This is a genomic window from Dokdonia sp. Asnod3-C12 (assembly GCF_045063975.1).
Taxonomy (GTDB): Bacteria; Bacteroidota; Bacteroidia; order Flavobacteriales; family Flavobacteriaceae; genus Dokdonia.
In genome coordinates, this window is the sequence record NZ_JBEFNY010000003.1 from 700052 (window position 1) to 723273 (window position 23222).

The 23222-nt window shown below is 38.9% G+C and carries 19 protein-coding genes; 15 read left to right on the forward strand and 4 right to left on the reverse strand.

Annotated elements, in window-relative coordinates; all coding sequences use genetic code 11:
* Positions 1-4: 4 nt before the first annotated feature.
* The 4 genes from gyrB (at position 5) to secDF (ending at position 7758) form a co-directional block, all read left to right on the forward strand.
* Positions 5-1948, forward strand: coding sequence for a DNA topoisomerase (ATP-hydrolyzing) subunit B (gyrB, locus tag ACJJVW_RS03225; RefSeq protein WP_405250748.1), 1944 nt, complete (start codon positions 5-7; stop codon positions 1946-1948).
* Between the two features lie 861 nt (positions 1949-2809).
* Positions 2810-3736: a malate dehydrogenase gene (mdh, locus tag ACJJVW_RS03230; protein WP_144784848.1), complete on the forward strand. Its 927-nt coding sequence runs from the start codon at positions 2810-2812 to the stop codon at positions 3734-3736.
* 280 nt (positions 3737-4016) lie between these two features.
* Positions 4017-4616, forward strand: coding sequence for a hypothetical protein (locus ACJJVW_RS03235; RefSeq protein WP_405250749.1), 600 nt, complete (start codon positions 4017-4019; stop codon positions 4614-4616).
* A gap of 157 nt (positions 4617-4773) precedes the next feature.
* On the forward strand, positions 4774-7758 hold the full coding sequence (secDF, locus tag ACJJVW_RS03240) for a protein translocase subunit SecDF (RefSeq protein ID WP_405250750.1): 2985 nt from the start codon (positions 4774-4776) through the stop codon (positions 7756-7758).
* Between the two features lie 218 nt (positions 7759-7976).
* Here secDF and ACJJVW_RS03245 read toward each other — a convergent pair whose 3' ends face one another.
* Both ACJJVW_RS03245 and ACJJVW_RS03250 read right to left on the reverse strand, forming a co-directional pair.
* On the reverse strand, positions 7977-8618 hold the full coding sequence (locus ACJJVW_RS03245) for a 7-carboxy-7-deazaguanine synthase QueE (protein ID WP_405250751.1): 642 nt from the start codon (positions 8616-8618) through the stop codon (positions 7977-7979).
* Between the two features lie 331 nt (positions 8619-8949).
* On the reverse strand, positions 8950-9573 hold the full coding sequence (locus ACJJVW_RS03250) for a hypothetical protein (RefSeq protein WP_405250752.1): 624 nt from the start codon (positions 9571-9573) through the stop codon (positions 8950-8952).
* A 185-nt stretch (positions 9574-9758) separates the two neighbouring features.
* Between ACJJVW_RS03250 and kynU the strand changes: the two genes are divergently transcribed.
* The 9 genes from kynU (at position 9759) to ACJJVW_RS03295 (ending at position 18396) form a co-directional block, all read left to right on the forward strand.
* The gene (gene kynU / locus ACJJVW_RS03255; RefSeq protein ID WP_405250753.1) at positions 9759-11021 is read left to right on the forward strand and encodes a kynureninase; all 1263 of its coding nucleotides are present in this window, start codon (positions 9759-9761) and stop codon (positions 11019-11021) included.
* A complete protein-coding gene (locus ACJJVW_RS03260; RefSeq protein WP_405250754.1) occupies positions 11021-11638 on the forward strand; it encodes an FMN-binding negative transcriptional regulator in 618 nt (205 codons plus the stop codon). Before kynU ends, ACJJVW_RS03260 begins: the two co-directional genes overlap by 1 nt.
* A gap of 49 nt (positions 11639-11687) precedes the next feature.
* Positions 11688-13088 (forward strand): FAD-dependent oxidoreductase, encoded by a 1401-nt coding sequence (locus ACJJVW_RS03265; protein ID WP_405250755.1) that lies wholly within the window; start codon positions 11688-11690, stop codon positions 13086-13088.
* Between the two features lie 15 nt (positions 13089-13103).
* Positions 13104-13556, forward strand: coding sequence for a RidA family protein (locus tag ACJJVW_RS03270; protein ID WP_405250756.1), 453 nt, complete (start codon positions 13104-13106; stop codon positions 13554-13556).
* Positions 13557-13708: 152 nt separating this feature from the next.
* Positions 13709-14026 (forward strand): GIY-YIG nuclease family protein, encoded by a 318-nt coding sequence (locus ACJJVW_RS03275; RefSeq protein ID WP_405250757.1) that lies wholly within the window; start codon positions 13709-13711, stop codon positions 14024-14026.
* A gap of 143 nt (positions 14027-14169) precedes the next feature.
* Complete coding sequence (locus tag ACJJVW_RS03280) at positions 14170-15612, forward strand: aldehyde dehydrogenase (RefSeq protein WP_405250758.1); 1443 nt, start codon at positions 14170-14172, stop codon at positions 15610-15612.
* A 58-nt stretch (positions 15613-15670) separates the two neighbouring features.
* The gene (locus ACJJVW_RS03285) at positions 15671-16450 is read left to right on the forward strand and encodes an SDR family oxidoreductase (RefSeq protein ID WP_405250759.1); all 780 of its coding nucleotides are present in this window, start codon (positions 15671-15673) and stop codon (positions 16448-16450) included.
* A gap of 84 nt (positions 16451-16534) precedes the next feature.
* Positions 16535-17623 (forward strand): amidohydrolase family protein, encoded by a 1089-nt coding sequence (locus ACJJVW_RS03290; protein WP_405223129.1) that lies wholly within the window; start codon positions 16535-16537, stop codon positions 17621-17623.
* Positions 17624-17754: 131 nt separating this feature from the next.
* A complete protein-coding gene (locus ACJJVW_RS03295; protein WP_405250760.1) occupies positions 17755-18396 on the forward strand; it encodes an O-methyltransferase in 642 nt (213 codons plus the stop codon).
* A 63-nt stretch (positions 18397-18459) separates the two neighbouring features.
* On the opposite strand, the gene ACJJVW_RS03300 is transcribed toward ACJJVW_RS03295, so the two are convergent.
* Positions 18460-18741: a twin-arginine translocase TatA/TatE family subunit gene (locus ACJJVW_RS03300; protein WP_013751401.1), complete on the reverse strand. Its 282-nt coding sequence runs from the start codon at positions 18739-18741 to the stop codon at positions 18460-18462.
* 359 nt (positions 18742-19100) lie between these two features.
* Between ACJJVW_RS03300 and ACJJVW_RS03305 the strand changes: the two genes are divergently transcribed.
* Positions 19101-19964, forward strand: a complete 864-nt coding sequence (locus tag ACJJVW_RS03305; protein ID WP_013751400.1) for an RNA polymerase sigma factor RpoD/SigA — start codon at positions 19101-19103, stop codon at positions 19962-19964.
* Between the two features lie 287 nt (positions 19965-20251).
* Positions 20252-20914, forward strand: a complete 663-nt coding sequence (gene rpe, locus ACJJVW_RS03310; protein ID WP_339848156.1) for a ribulose-phosphate 3-epimerase — start codon at positions 20252-20254, stop codon at positions 20912-20914.
* Here the strand turns inward: rpe and ACJJVW_RS03315 are convergent.
* Positions 20911-23142, reverse strand: a complete 2232-nt coding sequence (locus ACJJVW_RS03315) for a transglycosylase domain-containing protein (protein ID WP_405250761.1) — start codon at positions 23140-23142, stop codon at positions 20911-20913. The two genes, rpe and ACJJVW_RS03315, sit on opposite strands and share 4 nt — an antisense overlap.
* Positions 23143-23222 lie beyond the last annotated feature (80 nt).

The window sequence follows — 23222 nt, forward strand, 5'->3', positions numbered from 1 at the left end:
AAATATGAGCGACGACGCTAAGAAGAAAGAGTACTCGGCAGACAGTATTCAGGCCCTTGAGGGAATGGAGCACGTACGTATGCGTCCATCGATGTACATCGGTGATGTGGGTGTAAGAGGATTACACCACTTAGTATATGAGGTTGTAGATAACTCTATTGATGAGGCTATGGGTGGCTATTGTGACGCCATAGATGTAACTATAAATGAAAATAACTCTATCACGACTAGAGATAATGGTCGTGGAATCCCAGTAGGGCTTCATAAAAAAGAAGGTGTCTCTGCCCTTCAGGTTGTAATGACCAAAATAGGTGCCGGAGGGAAATTTGATAAAGATTCATATAAAGTTTCTGGAGGTCTTCACGGTGTTGGGGTATCTTGTGTAAACGCATTATCTAACCACTTAAGAGCTACCGTCTACAAGGAAGGTAAAATCTGGGAGCAAGAATATGAGCGTGGTAAAGCTATGTACCCTGTAAAAGTTATAGGTGATACAGACTTTACAGGTACAGAAGTTACATTCTTACCAGATGACAGCATCTTCCAGCAAACTACAGAATATAGTTATGACACACTAGCATCTCGTTTACGTGAGCTATCATACCTTAATAAAGGAATTACAATTACACTTACTGATAAGCGTAATAAGAATGAGAAAGGAGAGTACGAAACTGAGACTTTCCAAAGTAAAGAAGGACTTGCTGAATTTGTACGCTTTCTAGACGGTAACCGTACTCCTATTATAGGTGAGGTTATCTCAATGGAAGGTGAGAAAAATGGTATCCCTGTTGAAGTAGCCATGATTTATAATGACAGCTACGCAGAGAACTTACACTCTTATGTAAATAACATTAATACACACGAAGGAGGAACACACCTTGCTGGTTTCCGTCGTGGTCTTACAGGATCGCTTAAAAAGTTTGCAGATGCATCTGGTATGCTAGACAAACTTAAGTTTGATATTGCTGGTGATGATTTCCGTGAGGGACTTACTGCTATTATTTCTGTAAAAGTAAGTGAGCCACAATTTGAGGGGCAAACTAAAACAAAATTAGGTAACCGCGAGGTTACCTCTGCAGTATCTCAGGCCGTTGCCGAAATGATTGAGATCTACATGGAAGAAAATCCGAATGATGCCAAAATCATCGTTCAGAAAGTAATTCTAGCTGCACAAGCACGTCACGCTGCAAAGAAAGCACGTGAGATGGTACAACGTAAAACGGTAATGAGTATAGGTGGTCTCCCTGGGAAATTATCTGACTGCTCTGAAACAGATCCTACGCTTTGCGAAGTATTCCTTGTCGAGGGAGACTCTGCAGGTGGTACTGCAAAACAAGGACGTGATCGTGAGTTTCAAGCTATCTTACCATTACGTGGTAAAATCTTGAACGTAGAGAAAGCTATGGTTCACAAAGTTTTTGAAAACGAAGAAATCAAAAACATTTTTACTGCATTAGGTGTAACTATAGGTACTGAAGAAGATAGTAAAGCGCTTAACTTATCTAAACTACGTTATCATAAAGTAGTCATCATGTGTGATGCCGATGTAGATGGTAGTCACATTTCTACCCTGATACTTACTTTCTTCTTCCGCTATATGAAGGAGCTAGTAGAAAATGGTTATGTATACATTGCCACTCCTCCACTTTACCTAGTAAAGAAAGGTCAGAAAAAGCAATACGCTTGGAATGATAAAGAGCGTGATGCCATTGCAGATTCTATGGGAACTCAAGGAGTATCTATACAACGATACAAAGGTCTTGGAGAGATGAATGCAGAACAATTATGGGATACAACAATGAATCCTGAGTTCCGCACATTACGTCAAGTTGCCATAGATAATGGTACAGAAGCAGATAGAATATTCTCTATGCTTATGGGTGACGAGGTACCACCTCGCCGTGAGTTTATAGAAAAGAACGCTATTTATGCAAACATAGACGTTTAACAAAACTCTTATATTTTATTACAATGGTCCTGAGATAATTTCTCAGGACCATTTTTTTTTGAAGTAACTAACACCTCTCTAAATCTAAAGACCTGTGCATCGTATTACTCTCGATTTTACAACCAACTATCCTAGTACTCAACAATACTCAAGATTTTCAAACTCAGCAATTAAATAGACAAAAAACACTTAATTATCGACAAAGTACACATATTACTATTCGCATTATATTCGTTTTTGAGTTTTCTAGTGAATTAAAAGCTATGTCTATATTTACTCTCGAAAGGGATATTTTTAGATTATTTATAACATATTTCTGCTAATTTCTTAAGATTAGATGTAGGGGTTTAATTGGATAGAGATTAGCAACCTATAAATCCTTGCTATTTTATAGCAAGGATTTTTTTTGTCTTATCATAAACGAACTCTACCTAACAGCATAGTCCTCAAATCTATTACTTGGATAACATAAAATCCTATTTAAAAGCCGTTAACAAGCATTTATCTTCGATGAATTGCTTAAAACTTAAAATTATCAGGCAATGCTAGTGATCATTTATTCAATACAATCCAGCTCCTTATTTTTGTAATGCAGCATAACAACTGTCACACTTACACTATTATAAGTTGGGTATTTAAAATAGTTTAAGAGTGAAAAACGAGCGATTATTATTTGATTCATTTGGATTGTGAATTTCCCCGCTTGTTCATCCCCGTTTCTCAATGAGAAGCGGGGATTTTTTTTGTTGGTTAACATACATTTAGCGTCAGAGCTCACGATAAACGAGAGAGTTATTGTATTTTCGCAAAAGCGTAAAAAGCTATTAAAATCATACTATAAATCCTTAAAATTACATCCATATGAAAGTTACTGTAGTCGGTGCTGGAGCCGTAGGAGCCAGTTGTGCAGAATACATTGCAATCAAAGATTTTGCAAGTGAAGTTGTCTTAGTAGATATTAAAGAAGGTTTTGCCGAAGGTAAAGCAATGGACTTAATGCAAACTGCTTCGTTAAACGGGTTTGATACAAAAATCACAGGTACTACTGGTGATTATTCAAAAACTGCTGGTAGTGATATCGCAGTAATTACTTCTGGAATTCCTCGTAAGCCAGGAATGACTCGTGAAGAACTTATCGGGATCAATGCAGGTATTGTAAAAACAGTTGCCGCTAGCCTTGTAAAAGAATCACCTAATGTTATTCTTATCGTTGTTTCTAACCCTATGGATACAATGACTTACCTAGCACATAAAGTAACTGGACTTCCTAAAAACCGCATTATCGGTATGGGTGGAGCACTAGACAGCGCTCGTTTTAAGTACCGTCTTGCCGAAGCTCTTGAAGCTCCTATCTCAGATGTAGATGGAATGGTAATAGGTGGACACTCAGATAAAGGAATGGTACCTCTTACACGTCTTGCAACTCGCAACAGTGTACCTGTATCAGAATTTATTTCTGAAGACAGACTTACACAAGTAAAAGAAGATACTAAAGTAGGTGGAGCAACGCTTACTAAACTTCTAGGAACTTCTGCTTGGTATGCACCAGGAGCTGCAGTATCTGGACTTGTACAAGCAATTGCTTGTGACCAAAAGAAAATTTTCCCTTGTTCTGTACTTCTTGATGGAGAATACGGTCTTTCTGATCTTTGTATCGGAGTACCTGTAGTATTAGGAAGAAACGGAATTGAAAAAATAGTTGAAATCAACCTTAGTGATGCAGAAAAAGCGCATCTAGCAGAAAGTGCTGAAGGTGTTAAAGCAACAAACAGTTTACTTGACGCTTAAGAAGTCAGTAAATTGATCATATCAAAGGCTACCTATTTTTAGGTGGCCTTTTTTGTTATATATAATAAGGAGTCATTTTCTTTTTTAGTTACGCTTTCGCGAAAGCGTAAATACACACATCAAACCTTCCTCCTTATACGTTTATCATGCAGCTTAACATATCATTATAATGACACAAAAATTATTGGGTACTACCACTGAGAATCCTATATTTGCGTGTTTGATGAAAACAGAAATCTATATGCAAAACTGCAATAGATGATGTTTTATAATTAAGTGTGTGAGAAATAAGTGGTTCATAAGTGCTTTTATAATTGCCCTTGCTATCGTAAGTATAAGCATGGAGCAACGCACTGCGCCTAATCAGGAAATAATTATTACATTTTCTGACACTGAGGCAAATCTTTCTCAATCTGAACATGCCATCGCATTAGTAAAAAACAAGCTGAGCTCGCTTGAAGTTGATAATATTAAAGTAGAGCAACTTGATAATGGATCTTTAAAAGTATCATACTACAGTACTATTGATGTTGCAGAGATAAAGAACAAATTATCACCTACCTCGTCACATACTGTTTATAACCTTGAGAATGATAACTCAGATATACCAGGAGAAAACGAGCTCGGTCATTATGAGCTTGACGTTTATAAAATACAAGACAGCACAGACATGGAAGGTGCTGCTGGGGTTATTGTTGAGTCAAAATCTGAGTCTACACGTTCTTCTACCGTAAAAGTATATGCTAGCCTTCACAAACTAAGTGAGCACGTAGCTAAAACTCAAACACAAACGGCTTACAACAATCACAAGAGAAGTGATGTTGCTTTCATTAACTCTTTCTACAACATACCTGAGACAAGGGCCGGCCCCTTTGCTTAAGGCATAACAACATTAGCTAATGCAAGACTTGCTCTAGCTAATTGCTTTTATCACAAAAGCAATCCCACAGATTATAATACCAATCACTTTACATTAATTTCAACGTAATAATCACACACTGATGTGCTATTTATTATGTTGATACAAACACACTAAAATGCAAAACAAAGGACTCATTAGATTTTTTGCGATAATTTTTGGTTTGGTATGTTTATACCAACTATCATTTACGTATTTCACAAACAAAACAGAAGACGAAGCTAAGGCTTACGCGATCTCTCAAGCACCAGAAGATGCAGACATGCAGGATGTGGTAGAGCGCGCATACTTAGATAGTATAGGAGCAAATCCTATTTTTGCTGGTATCACTTATAATGATGCTAAGGAAAAAGAACTTAACAAAGGACTGGATCTTAAAGGAGGTATTAACGTAATCCTTCAGATCTCTATCCGTGATATCTTAGGTGGTCTTTCTAATAATAGTACAGATCCAGCTTTTATAGCTGCATTAGATGCTACAGATGAGGCACAAAAAGATAGCCAGAACACATACTTCGAAGATTTCGTATCTGCATTTGAAGCTCAAGGAGGACAACTAGCTTCTCCAGATATCTTTGCAAACGTAATTCTTAACGAAAAAGTAGATACAGGAATGAGCAACGCAGAAGTTGCTAGTGTTCTTGAAACAGAAATCAAAGAAACAATAGGTTCTGCTTTTGAAACGTTACGTAATCGTATTGACAAATTTGGAGTAACACAACCTAACATCCAGTCTCTAGGAGATAATGGGCGTATTCTTGTTGAGCTTCCAGGAGCAAAAGATATTGATCGTGTAAGAGGTCTTCTTGAAAAGACAGCACAATTGGAGTTTTACCAAACTCACTATGCTGGAGATGCACTTAACTACTTAATAGGAGCAAATGAAACACTACGTGGACTTGTTGCTAGTAATGAAGAGAAGCAAGAAGCTGCTGTAGCTCAAGACAGTACTCTTGATGATAATGTATCTGATCTACTTAAAGATGCAGATGAGGAAGAGGCAGAACAAGATTTTGGACCACTTTTCAAAATATTTAGCCCTAACCAACTAGCGGTTCAAAATAGCGCAACTCCAACTATAGGATTTGCTGCTGTAAAAGATACAGCAACTATCAACTCTTACTTAAGAAACCCATCGGTTATCAAGCAGCGTCCAGCGACTTTACGTTATGCAAAGTTTGCTTGGGGAGTTCCTGAAGAAGAAGGAGCAGATATCGTAGCACTTTATGCACTTGAGTCTAACAGACAAGGTGCTCCATACATGGACGGTGATGTTGTAAACGACTCACGCCAGCAATTTACACAAACTCAACAACCTGCTGTAGGTCTTGATTTTGAAGGACAAGGTGTAAACCAGTGGGCAAAAATGACTCGCGAAGTTGCACAAAAAGGAAACGCTATTGCAATTGCACTAGATGGAAATGTATACTCTGCAGCATCAGCTCGTCAAGAGATTAAAGGTGGTGCAACAGAAATCTCTGGAAACTTTACAGTAGCAGGAGCACAGGATCTTGCAACAGTATTAAACGCAGGTAGACTTCCTGCATCTGCAAAGATTATTCAAGCAGAAGAAATTGGACCATCATTAGGTAAAGAAGCTATTGATTCTGGAATCTTATCATTCCTTATCGCACTAGCACTAGTGTTAGTATGGATGGTATTTTACTACGGTAAAGCTGGTGGATTTGCAGATATTGCTCTTGTAGTAAACATCCTTTTCATCTTTGGAGTACTCGCAGGTCTTGGAGCTGTACTCACACTTCCTGGTATCGCAGGTATCGTACTTACTATAGGTATGTCTGTGGATGCAAACGTACTTATCTTTGAGCGTATTAAAGAAGAGCTACGTAAAGGAAAATCTCAAAAAGATGCGATTAAAGATGGTTTCAACAACGCACTTTCATCTATTCTTGATGCAAACATCACTACATTCTTAACAGCACTTATCCTTTTCTTATTTGGAACAGGACCAGTACAAGGATTTGCAACTACACTTATGATAGGTATTGCAACTTCATTATTCTGTGCAATTTTCATTACTCGTTTATTCATTGATGGATATGGTAAGAATGGAAAATCACTTGAGTTTGCTACTTCTATGACTAAAGGTCTTTTTGTAAATAACAATATCGACTTCTTAGGAAAACGTAAAATTGCTTATGCTATCTCTGGTGTACTTATCGTAGGTGGTCTTGCTGCTTTACTTACTGGCGGCCTTGATACTGGTATTGACTTTGTAGGAGGTCGTACGTATACTGTACGTTTTGATCAACCTATGAATGCACAAGAAATAGAAGATGCACTTGTTGCAGATTTTGGAAGTGCAGATGTAAAAACTTTTGGAGCAGATAATCAATTAAAGATTACTACAAAGTACCGTATCGATGAGACAGGTACAGATATTGACGCTCAGGTTGAGCAACAATTATTTACTTCACTTACTCCTTACTTACCTACTGGAATGACGTATGCAGCATTTGCAAAGTCTACAGATGATAAGCAGGTAGGAAAAATGGAGTACTATATGGTAGGACCTACGATTGCAGATGATATTAAGAAAGGTGCACTTTTTGCAGTTATCGGATCATTAATCGTAGTATTCTTATATATCTTATTACGTTTCCGTAGATGGCAATTCTCTCTTGGAGCTGTAGCTGCAGTTTTCCATGATGTATTATTAGTGTTAGGAGTATTTGCAGTCTTGAAAAACATCATGCCATTTGACATGGAGGTAGATCAGAACTTTATTGCGGCAATTCTTACCGTAATTGGTTACTCTCTGAATGATACCGTGGTAGTTTTTGACCGTATACGTGAGTATATTAAAGAACACGGATCTACTAGAGGATTTGGTAAATTAATTAACCAAGCACTTAACAGTACATTAAGCCGTACGCTTAATACCTCTGTAACTACGTTAATCGTACTTCTAGCGATCTTCTTCTTAGGAGCTCCATCTATTAGAGGATTAATGTTTGCACTTATTGTAGGTGTAATCGTAGGTACATATTCTTCACTATTTATCGCAACTCCTGTAATGTTTGACACAGTACAGAAGAAAGGATTAAAGGAAGAAAAAGAAGAGGAAGAAGTAGAAGCATAAGCTTCTAAGAAACTCAATAAATAGAAAATCCGCTACTGAGAAGTAGCGGATTTTTTTATGCGCTTTCGCGAAAATTAGCTGTAAGCAAATATAAAGTTGCTGGATAATAGATAATGAAATTTTTAACAAAGCTGTACAGAAACTGTTGGGCTACCAACTTCATCATCTCCGTAAAAGTATCACTAGCTTATAGCCTATCGCCTAAAGCTTTAAGCCTACTAAGGTATATTCAGATATTTATGCGTTTGCAAGCTCACCTTCCACTTCGGATTTTTCATCACATAATCTACAATGAGTGGCACTATTTTATCACGCACAGACCATTCTGGTTGCAAGTATAAAATACAATCCTCGCCTACTTGCTCTGCATGTTTCTCTGCAAAGTCAAAGTCAGATTTATTAAAGATAATCACCTTAAGCTCATTTGCTTTTTCTAAAACAGACGTTTTAGGTAGCATTAGCTTTTTAGGAGAAAGACAGATCCAGTCCCAATCACCAGAAAGCTCGTAAGCACCAGAAGTCTCGATATGAGTCGTAAGACCTAGTGACTTTAATTTATGAGTAAGCGGGTTCATATCCCACATAAGCGGCTCACCACCTGTTACAACTATAGTATCAGAATACTTTGCTGCATTTTGAGCAATCACATCAGCACTAGTAGGTGGATGTATTGCAGCATCCCAGCTTTCCTTCACATCACACCAGTGGCAACCCACGTCACATCCACCCACTCGTATAAAGTAGGCAGCCGTTCCTTTATGGAATCCCTCTCCTTGTAAAGTGTAAAATTCTTCCATAAGCGGGAGCATCTCACCAAGGTCTATTTGTGCTTGTAATGAATCTAAGGCCTGTTTTGTCATAGCGTGCAAAGATAAAGAATACAACTAGATTTAAAACCATCCATTACGAGAGTCTGTTTAAGGTTAACATATGTTACGCATAGGTTGGATTAATTACGCTTTCGCGAAAGCGTAATCCCAATAATCATCGCTAGTAATGCTCCACCACCTAGCACAGTAAAGCTCAGTTTTGAGACTTGAAAAATCTACCAAAAATCCCACCAGTTCAGGGCTCGAAAGAAATAGCACGAAACAAAAAAGCTGAACAATCATATGATTGTTCAGCTTTAAAAAATAAATTTAATTCTTTAATAATCTGTAAAGGTTATTATGAGACTAGACAGAATGACATTTACTCTTGAACTGTTACATTTTTCCATTTTCCACCACCAAAGTAAAATCCTAAAGAGATACCAAAGTACCCATTCTTTACAGTACCAAACTCATTATTATTAAGGTCACGTAATTGACCTTCTGGCGCAAAATTATACTCTGCAGCAAGTCTAAACTTAAAGTAGTCAAAACCTACTCGCAACATTCCACCTAGACCATTATCGGTTTCAATATTATTTGCATCGTCATATTCATCAAAATCTGCGATTACGTTTGCATTAGAAACATATCCTATCCCAGCACCACCAAATACTGCAAAAGGTGACCCGTCTTTATGGTAAAAGTAATAATCTATTGTACCTAAGTATGATCCATAAACAGTGACAATATCTGTTTCAAAAGCGTCAATTCCACTAGAAGCATTTGTTAACTCGGCAAGTGCCGCACCACCTATTCTAAAACCTACATTTATCTTTTCATCTATTGACCATTTAGGTTCCAGATTAAATAAAACACCATCGCCATATTCATTACCGGCAGCATAACCTAGGCGTATATCAAATCTAAATTTTTCTTTTTCTTGTGCAGTAACCTGTGTGTAGCAACCTGCAATTAGTAAAAGTAGTACAACTAGTTTTTTCATAAAATTTATTATTAAATGGTCCACAAATATAAATAACCTCGGCTCTCAACGTAAGAAAAACTCAGTTACATATTACAATTTAAATGTGCTGAACATTTAGGCTGCTTCATAAGCCTGTAAAGACATTTTCTCCCTTAAAATCATTATTTTTAGACAAGCAACAGTTCTTCAAGAAAACAGCATATATGGTGTATGAAAATAATCTCGCTTTCGCGAAAGCGCAAGACGAAAAAGACCCCCTTAAAGAGTACCGTAATCACTTCTACATACCCGTAGATAAAGAGGATAATGAACTTATTTACCTCTGTGGAAACAGCCTAGGGTGCCAGCCAAAATCTGTCGCACAATACATCGAGCAAGAACTCAATGACTGGGCAGATCTGGGTGTTGAAGGGCATTTTAAAGAAGAAACTCCGTGGATGTCTTATCACGAGGAACTCGCAAAACCTATGGCACACATCGTAGGTGCAAAACCTAGTGAGGTAGTGATAATGAATACGCTCACGACAAACCTTCACTTGATGATGGTTTCGTTTTTCAATCCTACACTATCACGTCATAAAATAATTATAGAAAGTGACGCTTTCCCATCAGATAAGTATGCGGTAGAAAGTCAGATACGCCAGCGTGGATACGATCCAGAGACGAGCCTTATACTATGGCAACCTCGAGAAGGAGAAGAATTATGCCGTTATGAAGACCTAGAAGCACTTGTAAAAGAACACGGCGACAGCGTTGCGCTATTACTCATAGGTAACACAAACTATTATTCTGGACAGTGCTACCCTATTAAAAAGATCACAGCTTTAGGTCATAGCAACGGCAGTAAAGTAGGTTTTGACCTTGCACACGGGGTGGGTAATATTATGCCAGACTTACACGAGAGCGGTGCAGATTTTGCCGTGTGGTGTACGTATAAATACCTCAACAGCGGCCCAGGAAGTCTAGGGGGTTGCTTTGTACACGAACGCCATCATACAGATAAAAACATACAGCGCTTTACGGGCTGGTGGGGACAAAACAAAGACACTCGCTTTAACATGCGCAAAGGCTTTGACCCAATACCAACTGCCGAAGGCTGGCAATTATCAAATCCTCCTATCCTCAGTATGGCAGCGGTAAAAGCTAGCTTAGATATTTTTGAGGAAGCTGGTATGAGTAATATACGTGCAAAATCTGAAAAACTCACCGGCTACCTAGAATTCTTAGTAAACGAACTCAACAATGAGCATATCGCTATCATCACACCAAGCGATCCAGCGCAACGTGGGTGTCAGTTAAGTATTCAAGTAAAAAATGCAGATAAGAGTTTGCACAAGAAGCTTACAGAAGCAGGAGTCATCTCAGACTGGCGTGAGCCAGATGTAATACGCGTCGCTCCAGCACCGCTTTACAATAGTTATCAAGACGTATTTGAAATGGTAGAACGACTCAAAAAGATACTGTAATGTATATCCCTGAGATTTATAAAAATGAAAACCCAACAGAGATACGCAGTTTCTTAAAAGAAAATGCTTTTGGGATTCTTGTCACAAATCTTGACGGAAAATCGTGTGCGACACACATCCCTCTAGAATTATCAAAACGCCCAGACGGCACCGAAATCATACACGCACACATCTCAAAAATGAATGAGCAAGTTGCTCACCTCAAAAATGGCGCAGAGGCGCTCTGTATTTTTAATGGCCCTCACAGTTATATTTCGGCTAGTTGGTACGATTTTGAAGAAGTATCCACCTGGAACTATACGGCCGTACAAGTGAGAGGTAATGTAAGTTTACTAGATAAGGAAGGTACTTATAAATCCATCAAAGCATTGATGGATAAATATGAAGCTCCGCAAAAAAATCCAATAGATATGGATGCGCTTTCTGAAAAGACATTGCGACAAATAAACGGCGTCGTGGCATTTGAGATTGAAATTACGAGCATTGAAGCTGTAAAAAAGATGTCACAAAACAGAAACGATAAAAATCACGCTGCTGTAGTTTCTAGCTTACGCGAAAATGGAACTTCAAACGACAAAGCCGTCGCAGACGAAATGGAGTGCTTGAGAAATAAATAAAATTCAAACAGTACTAACGGAGAGATCACACTAGTACTCACAATATAATATGGCAAAACAAGAACACATACTCATTATAGGCGCAGGCCTTTGCGGTTCGCTTCTAGCGTTACGTATGGCGCAACGTGGTTATAAAATCACCTTGATGGAAAAGCGTCCAGACCTAAGAGCCGTACATCAAGATGCTGGTAGAAGTATCAACCTCGCTTTATCAGATAGAGGTTTAAAGGGAATACGCCTTGTAGGTCTTGAAGATCGAGTAAAAGATTTGTGCATCCCTATGAATGGAAGGATGTTGCACGACAAAGAAAGTAACACCCTTTTTAGTCCATATTCTGGACGTGCAGATGAGTATATAAATTCCATCTCACGTACAGGCCTCAACATTATGCTACTCAATGCGGCAGATGAGTATGACACTTTGCAAGTTCACTTTAACCAAGCGTGTACAAACGTAGATCTTAAAAATGCTACGGCAACCTTTACAGATTATCACACAAAGGAAGAACAAACCATCACTGCAGATATTATTCTAGGAGCAGATGGTGCAGGATCTGCAGTGCGTAAGAGTATGTATATGAGTCGCGACTTTTTATTCAGCTTCTCGCAAGATTACTTAGGTCACGGTTATAAGGAACTCACCTTCCCTCCTGCCGAAAATGGCGGCTACCGCACCGAAAAAAATGCCTTACACATCTGGCCACGTGGTCGTGATATGATCATTGCTTTACCTAACCTAGATGGGAGTTTTACCGTAACGCTATTTATAGATTATGAAGATGCACCAGATAGTTTTGCATCACTAGACAGCCCAGCTGCAATTACAGAATACTTTACAAGACAGTTTCCAGACGCTATCCCTATGATGCCAGAACTGGTAAAAGAATATGAAGAAAATCCTGTAGGGCCGCTAGGTACTATAAAATGCCACCCGTGGAGTGCTTTTGGAAAAACCTGTATTCTAGGAGATGCGGCACACGCCATTGTTCCATTTTATGGGCAAGGGATGAATGCTAGTTTTGAAGATGTGGTAGTTTTTGACGAGACGCTAGATGCATTTGGGGATCAAGGATGGGAGAAGGTTTTCAAAGAATTTGAAAAAACCAGAAAACCAGATACAGATGCCATTGCAGACCTTGCGGTAGATAACTTTCACGAGATGAAAGAACACACGGCTCACCCTATGTTTCAAGAAAAGAGAAAGCTAGAGACACAATTTGAGAAAGAATTTCCTACGGAGTATTACTCAAAATATAGTTTAGTAACTTTTAACGAGGCGATAGGATACAAAGAGGCAATGACGCGCGGTAGAGCACAAAACAAGGCTATTTTAAACCTACTGGATGACGGATCGCTACCTGATTCTCTTTCGCTTAAAGCGAAATTAAAAAAAGTACAACAGGCTACAGAAAACATCTTGCACGACGATGCTATAGCCGGAAATATATAACAAAATCATATACCTATGAGTGATAAAGATTTAGACCTACGTTTACAAGGCGATCCTTTTAATGAAAAGAAAGTGACACCTAGAGGAGCTTATCCTCATATTAAAAGAGCTGGAGATTTTCTATTTGTCTCGGGAACCAGCAGCCGCAAGTCAGATAACACCTTTGCAGGCGTGCACGTGATAGACGAGCTGGGCACAATGCACCTAGATATCAAAGAGCAAACCAGAGCCGTGCTAGAAAACATCAAGAAAACACTTGCAACCGCAAATGCCACGATGGAAGATGTGGTAGATGTTACGTCGTTTCTTGTAAATATGAATGATTTTGGCGGTTACAACGAAGCCTACGGAGAATTTTTCAATAAAGAAACTGGCCCAGCAAGAACCACAGTAGCCGTACACCAGTTACCACACCCACATCTAGTGGTCGAGATTAAGGTGATGGCTTATAAGCCGATTGAAAAATAGAAGCAATGTCCCTTCGAGCGCAGTCGAGAAGTTGTCCCTTCTAGCACGGCCGAGAAGATATCTTTTTAAGTAAAGTGGAAATGATGTCATTTTAAAAGCGGTCGAGAAGATGTCCGTTCGAGCGCAGTCGAGAACTCAATAAACCTAACCTAATGAAAACCTATTACGTCTATATGCTTAAATGTAATGACAACCTGATTTATACAGGTGTTACAAATGACATAGCGAGACGTTATGAAGAACATCAGCAAGGACGAAATAAGAGTAGCTTCACATACAAGCGTCGCCCAGTTACATTGATTTGGCACGAAGTGTTTAATGATATAGATCAAGCTATTGCCTTTGAAAAGAAGCTCAAAAAATGGAGTTCAAAAAAGAAATTGGCTCTCGCATCTGAAGATTATGATATGATTCAGGCTTTAGCGGAATGTAGGAATGCGAGTCATTTTAAATATAATCCTGACAGATAGTTCTCGACTGCGCTCGAACTGACAAAAAAATGCAGAGTTGGACTTGCAATTAGTTCTCGACTGCGCTCGAACTGACAGGGAAACTCGACTGCGCTCGAACTGACATGAGAAAAATGTAGAGATCGAACTGATAAAAGAAAACAATGAACATCAAAAACTACATAAACGGCGACTATAAAAATCCAGCATCAAATGATTGGTTAGATAATTATGAGCCAGCTTCTGGTGAGGTATATGGTAAGATCCCTAATTGTAGTGCGCAAGATATTGAGGAGGCTACCGCTTTCGCGAAAGCGGCATTCCCACAGTGGTCCAGCACCACACTTGATGAGCGTAGTCGCATCTTGATGAATATTGCAAGTGGCATTGAAGCTAGACTTGAAGAACTCGCTCAGGCCGAAAGTAGGGATAATGGGAAGCCGGTTTCACTAGCAATGGCTGTAGACATCCCGAGGGCGGCGAGTAACTTTCGGTTTTTTGCAAACGCTATTACTCAGTTTTCGGCTGAGAGTCACGAGAGTGTGGGAATGAACGCGATGAATTTTACCCTACGTAAACCCATAGGCGTGGTGGGATGCATAAGTCCGTGGAATTTACCGCTATATCTCTTTACCTGGAAAATTGCTCCTGCTATAGCCGCTGGTAATTGTGTGATTGCAAAACCTAGTGAAGTCACTCCTATGACGGCCTACCTGCTAGGTGAGATTTGTACGGAGGCCGGACTTCCTCCTGGTGTTCTCAATATTGTACACGGACTGGGGCAAACAACGGGACAAGCTATTTTAGAACATAAAAATATCAAAGCAATAAGTTTTACGGGAGGCACCAAAACGGGAGCTCATCTTGCAAAAACGTGTGCACCTATGTTTAAGAAACTCTCTCTGGAACTGGGCGGTAAAAATCCCAATCTCATTTTTGCCGATTGTAATTATGAGGATATGCTTGCCACAACCGTGAGAAGCTCCTTTGCAAATCAAGGGCAAATCTGTCTCTGTGGGAGTCGCATTTTTGTAGAGCGATCTATTTATGACCGATTTAAAAATGATTTTATTTCAAAGGTAAAGGAGTTAGTCGTGGGACATCCATCACAAGAGAAAACAAACCTAGGAGCACTCGTTTCAAAATCACATCTTGAGAAAGTAGAAGACTACATTCACAATGCACAAGCATACGGAGGTACTGTTCTTTGTGGTGGTAAGAGAGTTACTGTTGCAGGGTATGAGAATGGCTATTACTTAGAACCTACGGTTATTGAAGTAAACAGTAATGACTGCAAACTGAATCAAGAAGAGATTTTTGGACCTGTGGTGACTATAATGCCTTTTGACACCGAAGACGAAGCCCTTGCACTAGCAAACGGAACAAAATACGGACTCTCTGCAACAGTTTGGACTCAGCAACTTGACAGAACAATGCGTTTAAGCAACGCACTTGAAGTTGGTATTGTCTGGGTGAATACGTGGATGAATCGAGATTTGCGCACACCCTTTGGCGGAGTGAAAGCTAGCGGCGTGGGGCGTGAAGGCGGCTTTGAAGCGCTCCGATTTTTTACTGAGGCAAAGAATGTTTGTATAAAATATAATTAGAAAATAAAATCAGAGCTCACTCGGACAGATTAGTTCGCTATGCTCGCAATCACATACTATGAAACTAAACCTAACTAATAAAAACGCCCTCGTCTGTGGCTCTACAGCAGGGATCGGACTAGCAACCGCAATGGGTCTAGCAGAAGAAGGTGCAAACGTAACCCTTGCTGCTCGTACAGAAGAAAAGCTCAAAAAAGTTATCGCTCAGTTACCTAATAACGGCTTACAAAAGCACAGCTATGTGGTGGCAGATTTTACAAATCCGCAGGAGGTGGCAGCTGCTGTTTCGGCAACGGGCAATGTGTATCACATATTAATCAATAACACGGGTGGCCCTCCAGGTGGCCCAATTGTGGATGCAGATGTTACCGCTTTCGCGAAAGCGTTTACACAACACCTACAAACCAATCACCTATTAACACAAACCGTACTTCCAGGGATGAAAGCCGAAGGATATGGACGTATCATTAACGTGATTTCTACCTCTGTAAAGCAACCGCTAGATGGTCTAGGCGTGAGTAACACGATACGTGGTGCCGTGGCAAACTGGAGTAAAACAATGGCAAATGAGCTAGGACAATACGGCATTACCGTAAACAACGTGCTTCCTGGTGCAACGGCCACTGGCAGGCTCTCTGAGATTATAGAGAACAAGGCAAAAAAGACAGGAAAATCTATAGAAGAGGTATCACAAACTATGGCAAATGCTTCACCGGCAAAACGTTTTGCAAAGCCAGAAGAGGTAGCAAATGCGATTGTTTTTCTTTCTAGTGAAGCCGCTTCATTTATTAATGGAATCAATGTCCCTGTAGATGGTGGGCGCACAAAATCGCTGTAATAAAAAAGTATTTATTATTAAGCCAATCTATAATTTGTACATTTAAGAACTAACTAATAGTACTCACACCTGTGAGCATTTACAATGACCAAAAAGAAACTTCGTATAAACGGCCACTCTCACCTACTTCCCTATCCAGAGGAGATTCCTCAGTTTATGAAAGACAAAGGGATTTTTTGGGTAGACAAGGATCGTAAATTTATGCTTCAAAAAGACTGGAGCAGACCCGTTACAGATTCTAGTTTTTTCCTTCATGAAAAGCTTGAATGGATGGAGCGCAACAAAGTCGATCATGCTGTGGTGCTTAATCTATCTCAGCTTTATGGAAACGGACTGCGTCTAGAGGAAATGAAAAAGGCACTAAAGTTTCAAAACGACTTTAATGCAAGAGTACAGCAAGATCACCCAGATAAGTTTACCACAGGGTTTGTAGTGCATCCAGGTTTTGTGAGAGGCGCACTATGGGAGATAGAGCGATGTGTAGAAGTATTAGGCATGGATTTATTATGCCTTCCTACGCACTACATGGATACCATTGGGACGTGGCGTTGTATTTTTGACGAAGAAAATGAACCTATTTTTGAGCTTGCGAGTAAATACAATCTTGCCGTAGAAATTCACCCGTATGACGGCGAGAAATTCATAAAATTACAAAATACAAGTTGGCGTTTTCATCTTATATGGATGCTTGCTCAATGCGCAGATGCTTACCACTTTCTAACGCTTAATGGTTATCCAGATAAATATCCAGGCATGAGAGTATGCTTTGCTCATGGAGGCCAACTAGCACAAATAAATTTAGGTCGTAGAATTCAAGGTTTTGATGGAAGGCCAGATCTTTTTGAAGGAAAAACGCACCCTCGTAAATCTGTGGGACACCCTAACATCTTTTTTGACACCTTAGTGCATGACACTAACAGCTTGCAAATGGTTATTGAAAATCAAGGAGCCAAGCAAGTTGTGATGGGCCTTGACGATCCTTACCCACTGGGAGAAATGGAAAGTGCAAACCAAAGTAGTTATCCTGGTAAAATACTTGACCTTGCTCTCGAACGTAAGATCGTCAACTCAGCAGAATATGATGCTATCTGGGATGATAATGTTGTGAGATGGCTTTATGGTGATGACGAGAAACGCAAGGAAGCCTTTAGAAAACGTATTTTAAAAGAATAAATGAGCAGCGTTTTGTACGCTATGTTTATAATCCTTTAAAGAGTGAGTACGACCGTGATCGATAAGATTATTACATTTACAGCCGTTACCACATACCCATTACACACCTCTATTACAGAAGTAAATATTCTATGCACTTTTTACCAGAAAATCTAGACGACTACGTTGTAGCACACTCGGCTCAAGAGCCAGCACATCTCAAAGCACTCACAAAGGAAACGTATCAAAAAATACTACAACCACGTATGCTTTCTGGAGCTTACCAAGGTCGTGTGCTTAGCATGATTTCAAAATTATTAAATCCTAAGAGCATCTTAGAGATAGGGACTTTTGCAGGTTATAGTGCGCTATGTCTGGCAGAAGGACTTCAAGATAACGGAACACTTCACACCATTGATATTAAGGAAGAGATGCAAGATTTCCAGCGTAAGCATTTTGACGCTTCGCCTTACGGATCACAAATTATACAGCATCTAGGTCAAGCATTAGATATCATACCAACCATTAACACTACTTTTGACCTTGTGTTTATAGATGCTGATAAGCGCAACTACATTAATTATTTTCACACAATAATAGATAAGATGAATCCTGGTGGGATTATCCTTTCTGATAATGTACTATGGAGTGGTAAAGTAGTTGAACCACTTAAGAAAAAAGATGTGGATACAAAGGTGTTATTAGATTATAACATACTTCTCAATGAAGATCCTCGAGTAGAAACGGTATTACTACCTATAAGAGATGGTCTTACGGTAAGCCGTGTTTTATAAATTTTGCTTCTTAAGCTATTAAGGAATATACATTAAGATCTCAATGCTGAGATTGGTCTAGCATTATAGAGATCTCTTGATAGGACCAGTAATATCATTAATATCTTCCTTAGCCTTATCAATCTCCTTTTTAATATCCTTAGTAAGGTCTAAGTCGATATCATTTCTTTCGGCAGTTTTTGTGATTTCTGACTTGATATCATTTGTAGCGTCTTTAAGTTGGCGCATGCCCTTCCCTAAACCGCGAGCGATTTCTGGAACTTTGTCTGCACCAAAAACCATAATCACTATAAAAATAATGAAGGCAATTTCGGCACCAGAAATAAATAGAGGTAAGCTTATCATAGATAACAAAGGTATTTAATAGCGCAGTAGTTTAAAAACTTTCAAATAGAATAATAACAAACTATATGCGATTGTTTTAAGGGTATAAATTACGCTTTCGCGAAAGCGTAACTATTCACACATAACGCTTAATAACAACGTATTCTCAGAAATAATAGCTAGCACCTCATAAATCACGCTATGTAAGGATTACTAAAAAATCGCAAATGATTAATTCATAGGTAATTATACCAGTCTAGCAAGTTGCATAAGCTATAACTTAAAAATCATTTAAAAAAAACTTTAAGTTTTTTGTAACATTTTGCAACTTTGCTGCGTATAACAGTTATAATAGACAAACCCTAGTTCATTACAACCCTATGAGACAGCTTAAAATTACTAAGCAGGTCACCAATCGTGAGACCGCATCCTTAGACAAGTACTTACAAGAAATCGGTAAAGTTGACCTTATCACGGCAGATGAAGAGGTGGAACTAGCACAGCGTATAAAAGCTGGTGATCATCGTGCTCTAGAGAAGCTTACTAAAGCAAATTTACGTTTTGTAGTTTCTGTGTCAAAACAATACCAAAACCAAGGACTTACCCTTCCAGATCTTATTAATGAAGGTAACTTAGGGCTTATAAAAGCTGCACAGCGCTTTGATGAAACTCGTGGTTTTAAATTTATATCATATGCAGTATGGTGGATACGCCAGTCTATCTTACAAGCACTAGCAGAGCAATCACGTATTGTACGTTTACCTCTCAATAAGATTGGGTCTATTAATAAAATTAATAAAACCTTTGCTTTTCTAGAACAAGCAAACGAACGCCCACCTAGCCCTGAGGAAATTGCCAAAGAGCTAGACATGTCTATTAATGATGTAAAGGAATCTCTAAAGAACTCTGGACGTCACATAAGTATGGATGCGCCTCTAGTAGAAGGAGAAGACTCAAACTTGTATGATGTCTTAAACTCTGGTGAATCACCAAATCCTGATCGCGAACTATTACATGAATCCCTTAAGACAGAAATAGAACGTGCTCTTGAAACACTTACTCCACGTGAGGCAGATGTGGTTAGACTTTATTTTGGCTTAGGAGATCAACAGCCTATGACGCTTGAGGAAATAGGAGAAACTTTTGATCTTACTCGCGAGCGAGTGAGACAGATTAAGGAAAAAGCCATCCGTAGATTAAAACATACATCACGTAGCAAGATTCTTAAGACTTATTTAGGATAAGCTTATCATTTTTACCGATAATGTGTTAAAACCAATAGCCAATGCTCTTGGTTTTTTTTACAGTGAAAAGATTTGGTATCTTTGTGATACAAAAATATAATTAACGCCATTGGCGACTTAATAATGACAACAACAGTTTATCATAACTGTTCGTTTTTTGATTGATGAATGAATCCCCGGCTGATTACCGGGGATTTTTCATTTTATATATTCTGGGTTACAAAACTTGATACTCCACTCTTCATACCTTAGAAGAGAATCATATCTTTACATAAAACATCTATTATATGTCAACTACGCTCATTGCCCCATCCATACTTGCTGCAGATTTTGCAAACCTTCAACGTGATATTGAGATGATAAATGCTAGTGAAGCAGACTGGTTTCATATTGATATTATGGATGGTGTTTTTGTACCTAACATTTCTTTTGGAATGCCCGTACTACGTGATATTGCAAAGCACGCTAAAAAAACAATCGATGTACACTTGATGATTGTAGATCCAGATCGTTACGTACAAACCTTTGCAGATCTAGGAGCAAACATACTCACCGTGCACCACGAAGCATGCACTCACCTGCACAGAACGCTACAAGTAATTAAAGCTGCTGGGATGAAAGCTGGTGTAGCTCTTAACCCACACACGCCTGTAAGCCATCTTGAAGATGTTATACAAGACATAGACTTAGTTTGTATGATGAGTGTAAATCCAGGATTTGGAGGACAACAGTTTATAGAAAACACTTATGATAAGGTTGCTGCTCTTAAAGCCCTAATTACAAAGAAAAATGCTCCTACGCTCATAGAAATTGACGGCGGTGTAAGTGATAAAAATGCTGCGCAGTTGGTTCAAGCTGGAGCAGATGTACTTGTAGCTGGAAGCTTTATTTTTAAATCATCCAATCCTACGGAAACGATCAAAGAACTTAAAGATATTGCAGCTCGCTAATTAACAATAGGATCAACTACTTGAACCTTTGCTGTATCTTGAATTACAGGAAGCACCTCATCAATAATAAGCGTATCCCTTCTTCTAAGATTATATAAGTACGTCGTATCTGATTGTGCTAATGTTTTTGCTTCTGCGGCACTCATTTCTAAAAATGAAGGACATGGAAAATAGTCAAAATCGTATTCAAAATTTGTGAGTATGGGTGATTTCCAAGAGCTCAGTCCTTTAAATACAGATGCTACCATAGGCATTGCCGTATTTGCACCAGAGCCGTGATAGGTTTTTTCAAAGTGCACTCTCTTATCTCTTGTTCCTACCCACGCTCCTACTACAATTTCTGGTGAAGCACCTATAAACCAGCCGTCCCCATTATTTTGAGTGGTGCCGGTTTTACCTATGAGATTATAACCTATTTCATAATTTTTCATTCCTGAGGCGCTTCCTTCTGTAATTACTTCCTCCATCATTTTCTGTAATTCCTTTACATGCTGAACACTTGCTATACGCTTTCCAACAGTAGAAGTATGTTTGTAAATTTCATTACCACCCTCATCTTCTATGCGCTGTATTGCATAAGGCTGTATACTTGTCCCACCATTTGCAATACTTGCATAAGCAGTAACCATTTCAAATAAGGTGAGCTCTGCAGTACCAAGCACGATACTTGGTACTTCTGGAAGAGTGGTAGTGATACCCATCTTCTTTGCCTGTTCTATCACTTTCTCTACACCTACATTAAGCTGTAATTGTACAGATACCGTATTTACAGAATTTGCAAGCGCTCCGTGCATACTATAACTTCCCCCATAACGACCACTAGCATTTTTAGGCCTCCAGTCTTCATATTGCTTATAAGTCATTAAGGTGTTATTGTAATAATTACATGGATATTGTCCTCTCTCTAAAGCAGCTAGATACGTGATAGGTTTAAAAGTCGAACCCACTTGTTTTTTAGTCACCACGTTATCTGTCTGACTAAAACCATAATCTATCCCTCCCACATATCCTAAAATAGCACCAGATCTACTATTTACAGTAAACACTGCTGCGTGTAATCTATTAAGACTTGTAGCTATAGAATCTCGTAAAGACTGAAGTCTTGGTTCGTATCCTTTTCCAATATTCCAGAAGTCACGCTCCTTAACTTTCATAGAAAACTCAGTGATAGAGCCTGCTGTAGCATTCTTTGCTTTCATTCTTTTTACAGCTGTTTGCTCCTGGACTATTTTATCTAAAAGAGCTTCCTTCCCTCCTTCTGTAGTGGTAGCTGCCCAGTATTTATCCATTAATACTTGTAATCGTTCTACTTGTTTTTGTAGCGCCTTTTCTGAGCTTTTCTGTATCGAACTATTGAGCGTCGTAGTAATCTTTAATCCATCCGTGTGTAGATTATAAATATGACCATCTGGAGCTGGGTGCTGTTGCGCCCACGTATTAAACTCGGCTTCTACAAAGTTTTTATAATAGGTGGAAAATGAGGACTGCTTTTTACTTACTTGATAATTGATTGCTAGAGGTACTTGAGCTTCTATTTTCTCCTCATCGCTAAGGAAACCATATTTTACCATTTGATTTAAAACCGTATTGCGCCTGCGTTCTGCACGTTCTGGATGATTGCGCGGACTATAATAACTAGGTGCTTTGAGTAATCCTACGAGCGTAGCACTCTCTGTAATGGTTAATTGCTCTGGAGGTTTATTAAAAAAACGTAAAGATGCTTTTTCTATCCCGTATATATTTTCCCCAAAAGACACTGTATTAAAATACAGCAGTAGAATTTCATCTTTACTATACACAGACTCTAGCCTTCTAGCAATAAAGAGTTCTCTAAACTTATTTATAGGAGTACTGAGAAAAAACTGCTTTTTTCGTCCAAAGATATTTTTTGCGACCTGCTGTGTTACCGTACTACCTCCGCCTGCATTCTGACCTAAAATAATAGATTTTATAAATACACGCCCATAGCTTTTATAATCTATACCTCCATGCTCATAAAAGCGAGCATCTTCGGTGGCAACTAGGGCATTTTTAAGCGCTTCTGGAAGTTGTGCTAAATCTACATTTGACCTATTTTGCAAAAAGTAAAGACCTATAGACTCACCTCTAGCATCGTATAATGTTGAAGTAACTGGGTTTTTAAGCTTCTTGAGATAGTCGGCTGTTGGTATTTTTCCAAACACACCTATGTAAATACTCAATAAGAATACTGCAAAAAATCCGATCATACCGACCAGTACATATCTTATTGCTCTAAAAGGTTTGGCTTTAACTTTTAACCAAATTGCCTTAACCTTACTTTTATAAC

Bases quoted from the DNA above. Each gene is read 5' to 3' on its own strand.
- gyrB (WP_405250748.1), top strand. From the start codon at position 5: ATGAGCGACGACGCTAAGAAGAAAGAGTACTCGGCAGACAGTATTCAG.
- mdh (WP_144784848.1), top strand. From the start codon at position 2,810: ATGAAAGTTACTGTAGTCGGTGCTGGAGCCGTAGGAGCCAGTTGTGCA.
- secDF (WP_405250750.1), top strand. From the start codon at position 4,774: ATGCAAAACAAAGGACTCATTAGATTTTTTGCGATAATTTTTGGTTTG.
- ACJJVW_RS03245 (WP_405250751.1), bottom strand. From the start codon at position 8,618: ATGACAAAACAGGCCTTAGATTCATTACAAGCACAAATAGACCTTGGT.
- ACJJVW_RS03250 (WP_405250752.1), bottom strand. From the start codon at position 9,573: ATGAAAAAACTAGTTGTACTACTTTTACTAATTGCAGGTTGCTACACA.
- kynU (WP_405250753.1), top strand. From the start codon at position 9,759: ATGGTGTATGAAAATAATCTCGCTTTCGCGAAAGCGCAAGACGAAAAA.
- ACJJVW_RS03260 (WP_405250754.1), top strand. From the start codon at position 11,021: ATGTATATCCCTGAGATTTATAAAAATGAAAACCCAACAGAGATACGC.
- ACJJVW_RS03265 (WP_405250755.1), top strand. From the start codon at position 11,688: ATGGCAAAACAAGAACACATACTCATTATAGGCGCAGGCCTTTGCGGT.
- ACJJVW_RS03270 (WP_405250756.1), top strand. From the start codon at position 13,104: ATGAGTGATAAAGATTTAGACCTACGTTTACAAGGCGATCCTTTTAAT.
- ACJJVW_RS03275 (WP_405250757.1), top strand. From the start codon at position 13,709: ATGAAAACCTATTACGTCTATATGCTTAAATGTAATGACAACCTGATT.
- ACJJVW_RS03280 (WP_405250758.1), top strand. From the start codon at position 14,170: ATGAACATCAAAAACTACATAAACGGCGACTATAAAAATCCAGCATCA.
- ACJJVW_RS03285 (WP_405250759.1), top strand. From the start codon at position 15,671: ATGAAACTAAACCTAACTAATAAAAACGCCCTCGTCTGTGGCTCTACA.
- ACJJVW_RS03290 (WP_405223129.1), top strand. From the start codon at position 16,535: ATGACCAAAAAGAAACTTCGTATAAACGGCCACTCTCACCTACTTCCC.
- ACJJVW_RS03295 (WP_405250760.1), top strand. From the start codon at position 17,755: ATGCACTTTTTACCAGAAAATCTAGACGACTACGTTGTAGCACACTCG.
- ACJJVW_RS03300 (WP_013751401.1), bottom strand. From the start codon at position 18,741: ATGATAAGCTTACCTCTATTTATTTCTGGTGCCGAAATTGCCTTCATT.
- ACJJVW_RS03305 (WP_013751400.1), top strand. From the start codon at position 19,101: ATGAGACAGCTTAAAATTACTAAGCAGGTCACCAATCGTGAGACCGCA.
- rpe (WP_339848156.1), top strand. From the start codon at position 20,252: ATGTCAACTACGCTCATTGCCCCATCCATACTTGCTGCAGATTTTGCA.
- ACJJVW_RS03315 (WP_405250761.1), bottom strand. From the start codon at position 23,142: ATGATCGGATTTTTTGCAGTATTCTTATTGAGTATTTACATAGGTGTG.